This is a genomic window from Thermophagus xiamenensis, from assembly GCF_900112795.1.
GTDB classification, from domain to species: Bacteria; Bacteroidota; Bacteroidia; order Bacteroidales; family Marinilabiliaceae; genus Thermophagus; species Thermophagus xiamenensis.
On the sequence record NZ_FONA01000004.1, the window covers coordinates 212,733 to 221,133 of the forward strand.

Sequence of the window (8,401 nt, forward strand, 5' to 3'; positions counted from 1 at the left end):
TATTTTTGTCCAAATTTAAGAAACATGAAAGGCCGGCTTTATTTAATACCCACCCATTTAGGAAATTCAAATTACGGGCTTACCATTCCACATGAAGTAGCAACCCTGGCAGCCAGACTGCGTTATTTCATTGTAGAAAATATCCGGACAGCCCGTCGCTATCTCAGATTACTTGACCCTAAAATGGATATTGATAGTTCTACCTTTTTTATTCTTGATAAACATACCAATCCCCGGGAATATTCAACCTTTTTAAAGCCAATTGAAGAAGGTCATGATATAGGTATTATTTCCGAAGCCGGCTGTCCGGGCATTGCAGACCCCGGTGCAGACATTGTTAAAATTGCTCATCACAAAGGAATTAAGGTAGTACCAATGACCGGCCCCTCCTCTATCCTGCTTGCACTAATGGCATCGGGGATGAATGGTCAAAATTTTGCTTTTAATGGTTATCTGCCCATTGAAAAACATGAGCGCATAAAAAGCATTAAACATTTAGAATCCAGAAGCATAAAAGAAAAGCAAACCCAGATTTTTATAGAAGCACCATATCGGAACAATACCCTGGTAAAGAATATATTAGACAGTTGTCATCCCCGGACCTTATTATGTATTGCTTGTAATCTTACCCTGCCGGATGAATTTATTGTTACCCGTCCTGTCTCTTCCTGGAAAAATCAAGTCCCGGATTTACATAAAAAGCCAACAATTTTTCTTATTCAGGGATAAATCTTGAGGCAATTGAATACTAATAAAACTTTCAAATTATCCGACACATCCTTCACCGTTAACATACTTTTGTAAAAAACTAAGCACTTATTTCCTTTAAAACTTTACCAAATCTGTGATATTCCTCCTCAAAGTTGGGGGTAAAAATCCCTGTGCCCAAATTGGTCTCCAAATCCTGAAAAGACCAGACTTTTCCGCCTTCCAATTCATCAGGATTAGGATGAAGAGCTCCATTATGTTGGATTGCAAAAACAAAGACTAATTCTTTTTCCACCTCACTACGCCAGATATATCGCCCGATGAAGGATACTTGTTGAATATCGAGGCCTATCTCTTCATAAGCTTCTCTTTTGAGTGCCTGACGGATATCCTCGCCTTTGAGGACATGGCCTCCGACAGCAGAATCCCATTTACCCGGTTGAATCAATTTATTTGAAGCCCTTTTTTGCAACCACAATCCTTTTGGGGTAATAACTTGAAGATGGACTACCGGATGAAGCCAAAATGTTTTACCATTATGCACCATGCTACGAGGGGCTACTCCTTCCACTTTCCCTTCTTCATCAACAATGGGGACCCATTCTTCCCTACTCCAGTTTTTTCGCCGTTGCCGATTCACAATCCAGGAAACTGCAATCACCAAGGCGAATACAACATAGAATCCCGGACCACTTATGGCAGCCCACCAGCCATGTGACATCCACAAAGCGGCGGCTAACGTGAGCAAGGTATGCAATGCCAACAACCAGAAAAAGAGCTTCAACATTTGCTGCATCATCCATGACTCGAGCGGACCGGCCACAAAGCCTTTCAAATACCTTCGACTCATCATCATCACAAGATTATGGTCGGAAAAGGCCGAATATCCGATAAGCAGCAATAATGCAGCGCCAATAAATACCGGTTTTAACTTAAACAGAAAGGCATTACTGAAAAGAATAGCCAATCCGCCAAGGATTATCATAAAACCAATATCGGCCAGGATAAATTTATCCACTCTTCGTTCCCGGAACCAATACCAGCATAGCTGCACTACCCCAAGAATTAATGCAGCAACAAGTCCTGCGGTGGTGCCCCAAACCAATTCCACCACCACAAAAAGTAACAAGGGCAACATTCCGGGTATTAACTTTCCGGCAAGTGCCCATTTATTTTTTGAAGAACTATTCAAAACCAAGATTTAATAAAAAAAATGATAAGAAATAACTTTTACAGATTATTATAAAGATTGGTAAAATGAAACTTGCATGACCCGGAACAAATAATCCATTTTGTGGTAAGTGTTCCTGCATGCCCGTTTCATCCGTATAAAATTTACTTAAATCATTGGTCGGATGGAACTCGCATGACAAAGAGTTATATACATTCTCTTTTGTGAAAATATCTCATTGTCATGCTCGTTTCATATTAAAAAATTGCATTTATCTTATCAGGAAGCCATTACAATTGCTATTGTCATTATAAAATATTATTTAAATAAGAAGAAACATTGGCTTCGATACGAGCAGCAACATCACCGGCTTGTGTTTTCCGGAAGGTTTCACCAGTAATGGTTTCGTATAGTTCGATATATCTGTCGGAAACCTGTGCAATATAATCATCAGTCATATCCGGAACTTGCTGACCTTCCTTTCCTTGAAAACCATTTTCAATGAGCCATTGCCGGACAAACTCTTTAGAAAGCTGACGCTGGGCCTCACCTTTTCTCAAACGCTCTTCATAACCGTCAGCATAAAAATAGCGTGATGAATCGGGGGTATGAATTTCATCAATAAGATAGATTTTCCCATCTTTTTTCCCGAATTCATATTTTGTATCGACCAAAATTAATCCTTTTTCGGCCGCCATCTCAGACCCTCTCTTAAAAAGCTCTTTGGTATATTTTTCGAGAAGGATATAATCTTCTTCACTGACCAATCCTGATTTAAGTATTTCATCTCTTGAAATATCTTCATCATGGCCGATATCGGCTTTCGTGGTAGGCGTAATGATGGGCTCTTCAAATTTTTGGTTTTCCACCATCCCTTCGGGCAGAGGATTACCACAAAGCTCCCGTTTACCGGCTTTATATTCGCGCCAGGCATGTCCGGTGAGATAACCCCGAATTACCATTTCAACTTTGAAGGGCTCACAGTAATGACCAACAGTTACCATCGGGTCGGGGGTAGCAATTTTCCAGTTGGGAACAATATCTGCTGTTGCATCCAGAAATTTGGAAGCAATTTGGTTTAATACTTGCCCTTTATACGGAATACCCTTGGGAAGAACCACATCGAAGGCTGAAATGCGGTCGGAAACGACCATGACCAAATATTTGTCATCAATGTTATAAACGTCGCGTACTTTCCCTTTATAAACACTTTTTTGACGAGGAAAAGTAAAGTTGGTTTCTACAATAGCGTTTTGCATAGAGATAAATTATTTATTCTTTTTCGTAAGCTTCCACAATATCCTGTACTAACCGGTGACGAACAATATCTTTAACGGTAAAATTGATGCGTTCGATACCCTTAATGCCTTTTAAAATACGCATCGCTTGCACCAAACCGGAAGTTAACGGGTTGGGCAGGTCAATTTGAGTTACGTCACCTGTCACCACAAATTTTGCACTTGTTCCCATACGGGTAAGGAACATCTTAAGCTGATTGGTTGTCGTATTTTGCGCTTCATCTAAAATTACGAAAGCATCGTTCAGTGTTCGCCCCCTCATATAAGCCAGAGGTGCTATTTGTATGGTGCCATTTTCCAAATATTCTTTCAATTTAACGGCAGGAATCATATCCTGAAGGGCATCATACAAAGGCTGAAGATAAGGGTCAATCTTTTCTTTCATATCACCCGGCAGGAACCCCAGTTTTTCGCCTGCTTCTACAGCCGGTCGACTCAGGATAATTCGGCGAACCATCCTGTTCTTTAAAGCACGTACAGCCAAAGCAATAGCTGTATATGTTTTCCCGGAGCCGGCCGGTCCTACGGCAAACATCAAATCGTTATTCTCAAAAGCTTTAACAAGTTTCCGCTGATTTTCGGTCCGGGCTTTAATAGGCTTCCCGTTGACACCAAAAAGAATAATATCATCAGAGTTTTCCGGTTGCGTCACCTCTTTCCCGGACAAGATATTAAGAATTGAATCTTCAGTTAACACATTGTAGCGTTCGTAGTGTTCAATTAACTGATTAATTTTTGTTTCGAAATCTGCCACCTCCTCAGCTCCGCCCATTGCTTTTAGCCAATTACCTCTGGCAACAATCCTTAATTTAGGAAAGCCTGCTTTAATAAGGTTAAGCTTGGCGTTCTTAACGCCCATAAATTCGACTAAATCTACTGATTCAAGATAAATAAGTTTTTCGATCATATAATGCAACCTCTACTTCTCTAAACTGCCTACAAATTAACAACATTTTGAGGAATTAAAACAGAGAAACAATGCCGAATTGCTAATCACTTTAAATTAGAATTCTTTAAAAAGGCTTGAAAACCTTGGGGTAAAAATTAACTATTGCTATTTATCATTCGTATTAAATTTACTTACGTTATTGGCTAAATGGCACTTAAAGTTAGAAGTTAGTCAGAAGTGGCTAGTAGTCAGTTATTAGTCCATAGATTTTTGCGTAATTAAACTAATGCCTATTGCTAAGCAATAGAAACTCCCCCTATTTTTGTGCTTTTCTGCCCATATACTTTTATACCTGTCCTTTCTTAGGCAAGGCTGCCAAGGTCATTTCAAAAGTTTTTTATTACTGCTTTGCTATAAAAAAATTGTTTTCTTCTTGAATTTACATTTCAAAAATTTATTAATTTTATGTTGTTTTTAGAAATACTAAAATACATAAAGTTATGGCATTTTATTATTTCGAAAAACAAGACCCCAAAAACCCAAATAAAATAATTAGAGAGTATTTTGCAGATGAAATAGTAGATATAGAAGATATTATCTGCGCCTCACCGGGGGGCATCGAAAACTTCGATAAATATAAAGAGATTGTAGAGCTAATACAAGTCCCGTTGTATGAAACTTTTTTGAAAAACATCGCAGTAAAAACCAACTCAGGATTTACTTTAATTCCCCATTTAAAGGAATCTCAATACCAAGATCCGGAACTGATAAGAATTGAACGAAGTAACACACCTATAGAAATAGAGGTGGTACCTGATGACCCGGAAACTTTTCTAAAAGATAAACCTCACATTAAAGTTGAAGGGAAACATAAACCGGAACCGGCATGGATAAAAAAAATGGTAGATTTTAATGCTTTGCCGAAATTCACAGAACTATCACAAGAAAATCTGGATCACTATAAAAAAGTTGAAGATGAAATGCCCACCCTTAAAGAAATTAAAAGGGGTATGAAAGTTAAAATATTAGGGAAACATCTTAAAATTCGACCACTATCCAATAAAAATCAGGGATTTTTCTTGGTAAACAGCAATGGAAAAGAATTGGATCTAACCGATTTTCTTGAAGTTAATACAACCAATGTACTACTCCTTTCTGTCCCAAAAGACTTACCTACTGATTCATACAAAATACACATCAGGTCTGGATGGTATGCAGATGACACAATTGAACGATTAGGAGAAAGTTACACTTTTAAAATTGTATAAAAGCTGAGAGATACAAGATTAAAATAGTGTCGGGGTGGCGGGATTCGAACCCACGACCTCGTCGTCCCGAACGACGCGCGCTACCGGCCTGCGCTACACCCCGTAATTATTTTTGAATACGGGCACAAAAATATGCTTTTTTCGTAAAAAAGCATGGATATTATTGTTTATTTTTTCAACAATCAAACTGCCAATTTACAAAGGATATAACAATCAGATATTTATAATTCAAAAACACCTTTTAAAGAAGCAATAGAACAGAACAATCACAACCCAACAAAATTATAGAATCAGCTTATGAACAAATGGAATCCGGCTTTATAAAATGTTGGTCAAAATTTGTTGTTTTATCCACCAGAGAACAAACCGTGGCATCACCGGTAACATTAACTACAGTTCTAAGCATATCCAAAATACGGTCGACCGGCAAAATTATTCCAATCCAGGCAGGATTTAGACCAACAGAACTTAATACTACCATAAGCATAATAACTCCTGCACCCGGAATGGCAGCAGCACCAATACTGGCCAAAACTGCAGTTATAACCACAGTTAATTGTTGTCCAAAACTCAGGTCCACCATATGCATTTGTGCCAGGAATACCACGGCAACAGCCTGGTAAAGACTGGTTCCATCCATATTAACAGTAGCCCCAATAGGCAACACAAAACTTGAAATACGTTTATCGACCTTCAAATTTTCTTCTAAACATTCTATGGTAACAGGCAAGGTGGCAGCACTACTGCTGGTTGTGAATGCCAACATCTGAGCAGGACTAATACCTTTCAAAAAATCCTTAAAAGAAAGGCCTTTAACAAACAGCCCCATAAAAGCCGGATAAATAACGAAAGCCATAATCAATAACCCTGCGATAACAACCAAAACATACCATGTGAGACCCTTAAACAATTCGAACACATGGGAAGGATTATCACCTGCCATCTGATTCACCATACCCGCCATAAGAGCAAATACAAAATAGGGAGCAGCCTTCATAATTAGGTCAACCATCTTCAGAAATACTTCAGATATAGCATCAATAGCCCCTGTTAAGACCCCTCTTTTTTTATTATCGATAAAAAGTATAGCGATTCCAAAGAAAATTCCAAAAAATATTACCTGAAGCATATTCCGGTTATCACTCAGACTTACAAACAGGTTTCCCGGAACCATATTTTCTAAAAAAACTAAAGGTCCTTCCGTTTCAGCTTTTTGAGCGGTGGCGAGACGAGTACGTACTTCCTCTGATTCCTCAAGGCCTTGACGGGAAGCAATAGTCTTTAAAAGGTCGGAATAAGTTGAATCAGAAGACAACCACCGACCATCATTGGGCGTTTGGCCCTGATTCAAAAGCCATAATTCATATCCCAGTCGATTTTCCAACCTCACATTAGAGTCGAGTGTTTTGCCTGGCGCAACAAAATTAACCAACAATAAACCTACCGTAACGGCGATAGAGGTTGTAATCAGATACAACAACAAGGTCTTTCCACCAAGTCTTCCCAAGTCCTTGGGATTACCCAGGCTCACAATTCCTCCCATTATAGAAAACAACACCAAGGGAACTGCAATAAGTTTCAAAAGGTTAATAAAAATTCGTCCCCACGGGGCAATCCAATGTTCGGTAAACTGCGTCCATCCCCAGAAACTGCTTAAAACAGCCCACACAATACCCAAAACAAGACCAATAATAATTTTCCAATGCAACGGTAAGCGTTTAAACATTTTTTACTTTTTGTATTTTGACATTTAACTGCAAAAAATAGTTTTCCTTCTCCTTTAAAAAAAAAGGATTTAGCCTCAATTCAACACCCATTAATGCGCAAAAAAATCTGTTATGAGTTCCGGTAGGTTTTATTTAACAACCAAGCATCCGCAATAACCATTGCGGCCATGGCCTCAACGATAGGGACAGCTCTTGGCACTACGCATGGGTCATGACGACCACGAGCTTTCATAATGGTTTCATTGCCTTGTTTATCTACGGTTCGTTGCTCTTTAAGAATGGTTGCAACCGGTTTAAAAGCAACGTTAAAGTAAATATCTTCACCGTTTGAAATTCCACCCTGAATTCCTCCGGAACGATTGGTTTTGGCTTTAATCTGACCATCTTTTACGAAAAACTCATCATTGTGTTGAGAGCCTTTCATTGAAGAAGCTTTAAAACCCATGCCATATTCAAAACCCTTAACCGCATTAATTGACAGCATTGCCTGCCCTAATTTAGCATGAAGTTTATCAAATACAGGATCCCCCAATCCAATAGGAACATTTTTTATCACACAACTCACTACGCCCCCTACTGAATCTTTTTCCTGCCTTATTTTGTCTATATATTCAATCATCTTTTGAGCGGTTTCAGGATCAGGACATCTAACCGGTGTAGCTTCAATCATCGTAAGGTCATCAGGCTCTTTTGACAAACCAATTTCTCCGACTTGTGAAACAAAGGCCTTAATATCGAGCCCCGTTTGGCGAAGCATTAATTTTGCTATAGCTCCTGCTACAACTCTGGCAATAGTTTCTCTGGCAGAGGCACGACCACCTCCTCTGTGATCGCGTATGCCATATTTGACATCATAAGTATAATCAGCATGAGAAGGTCGATAAATTTCTTTGAGATTATCGTAATCCCCTGATTTCTGATCTTTATTCCATACAATAAAGGCAAGAGGAGTTCCAGTTGCTTTACCATCAAACACACCGGACAAAAACTCCACTTGGTCTTTTTCATCGCGTGGTGTAGTAATTTTAGATTGTCCCGGACGTCTTCGGTTGAGTTCATTTTGAATAAAGTCAACATCCAATTCCAAGCCGGGGGTTACCCCTTCAATTATTCCACCAATCCCTTTTCCATGGGATTCACCAAAAGAGGTTAGCTTAAATAATGTTCCAAATGTATTACCAGCCATAAACTTTTATTTTGTTGCAGGTAAAAATAAAGCATCACCCTAACATGAGCAAAAAAAAAGGTAGTGTTTAAATTAGTGTGTCCGGATAAAGATCTATCTCAGTTTAGTTCGTATTGCAAAGTTAATTTTTTCTTTTTCCCGGTTTGATAAATAT

At 38.9% G+C, this 8,401-nt stretch carries 7 protein-coding genes and 1 tRNA gene; 2 read left to right on the forward strand and 6 right to left on the reverse strand.

Annotated elements, in window-relative coordinates; translation table 11 throughout:
- Window positions 1-24: 24 nt before the first annotated feature.
- Window positions 25-729 (forward strand): SAM-dependent methyltransferase, encoded by a 705-nt coding sequence (locus BM130_RS03775; protein WP_010528284.1) that lies wholly within the window; start codon window positions 25-27, stop codon window positions 727-729.
- A gap of 79 nt (window positions 730-808) precedes the next feature.
- On the opposite strand, the gene BM130_RS03780 is transcribed toward BM130_RS03775, so the two are convergent.
- The 3 genes from BM130_RS03780 to BM130_RS03790 all read right to left on the reverse strand — a co-directional run bounded on the left by BM130_RS03780 (window position 809) and on the right by BM130_RS03790 (window position 4,084).
- Window positions 809-1,900: an NUDIX domain-containing protein gene (locus BM130_RS03780; RefSeq protein ID WP_010528285.1), complete on the reverse strand. Its 1,092-nt coding sequence runs from the start codon at window positions 1,898-1,900 to the stop codon at window positions 809-811.
- A gap of 287 nt (window positions 1,901-2,187) precedes the next feature.
- Window positions 2,188-3,138, reverse strand: coding sequence for a phosphoribosylaminoimidazolesuccinocarboxamide synthase (locus tag BM130_RS03785; RefSeq protein ID WP_010528286.1), 951 nt, complete (start codon window positions 3,136-3,138; stop codon window positions 2,188-2,190).
- Window positions 3,139-3,151: 13 nt separating this feature from the next.
- Complete coding sequence (locus BM130_RS03790) at window positions 3,152-4,084, reverse strand: PhoH family protein (protein WP_010528287.1); 933 nt, start codon at window positions 4,082-4,084, stop codon at window positions 3,152-3,154.
- Window positions 4,085-4,566: 482 nt separating this feature from the next.
- Between BM130_RS03790 and BM130_RS03795 the strand changes: the two genes are divergently transcribed.
- The gene (locus BM130_RS03795; protein ID WP_010528288.1) at window positions 4,567-5,334 is read left to right on the forward strand and encodes a DUF4469 domain-containing protein; all 768 of its coding nucleotides are present in this window, start codon (window positions 4,567-4,569) and stop codon (window positions 5,332-5,334) included.
- A 29-nt stretch (window positions 5,335-5,363) separates the two neighbouring features.
- Here BM130_RS03795 and BM130_RS03800 read toward each other — a convergent pair.
- The 3 genes from BM130_RS03800 to aroC form a co-directional block, all read right to left on the reverse strand.
- Window positions 5,364-5,437 (reverse strand) — tRNA-Pro (locus BM130_RS03800).
- Between the two features lie 192 nt (window positions 5,438-5,629).
- Complete coding sequence (locus tag BM130_RS03805) at window positions 5,630-7,060, reverse strand: dicarboxylate/amino acid:cation symporter (protein WP_010528289.1); 1,431 nt, start codon at window positions 7,058-7,060, stop codon at window positions 5,630-5,632.
- Between the two features lie 110 nt (window positions 7,061-7,170).
- On the reverse strand, window positions 7,171-8,247 hold the full coding sequence (aroC, locus tag BM130_RS03810) for a chorismate synthase (protein WP_074964265.1): 1,077 nt from the start codon (window positions 8,245-8,247) through the stop codon (window positions 7,171-7,173).
- Window positions 8,248-8,401: the final 154 nt, after the last annotated feature.

Coding starts and splice junctions, on each gene's coding strand:
- BM130_RS03795 (WP_010528288.1), top strand. CDS start 4,567: ATGGCATTTTATTATTTCGAAAAACAAGACCCCAAAAACCCAAATAAA.
- BM130_RS03785 (WP_010528286.1), bottom strand. CDS start 3,138: ATGCAAAACGCTATTGTAGAAACCAACTTTACTTTTCCTCGTCAAAAA.
- BM130_RS03775 (WP_010528284.1), top strand. CDS start 25: ATGAAAGGCCGGCTTTATTTAATACCCACCCATTTAGGAAATTCAAAT.
- aroC (WP_074964265.1), bottom strand. CDS start 8,247: ATGGCTGGTAATACATTTGGAACATTATTTAAGCTAACCTCTTTTGGT.
- BM130_RS03790 (WP_010528287.1), bottom strand. CDS start 4,084: ATGATCGAAAAACTTATTTATCTTGAATCAGTAGATTTAGTCGAATTT.
- BM130_RS03805 (WP_010528289.1), bottom strand. CDS start 7,060: ATGTTTAAACGCTTACCGTTGCATTGGAAAATTATTATTGGTCTTGTT.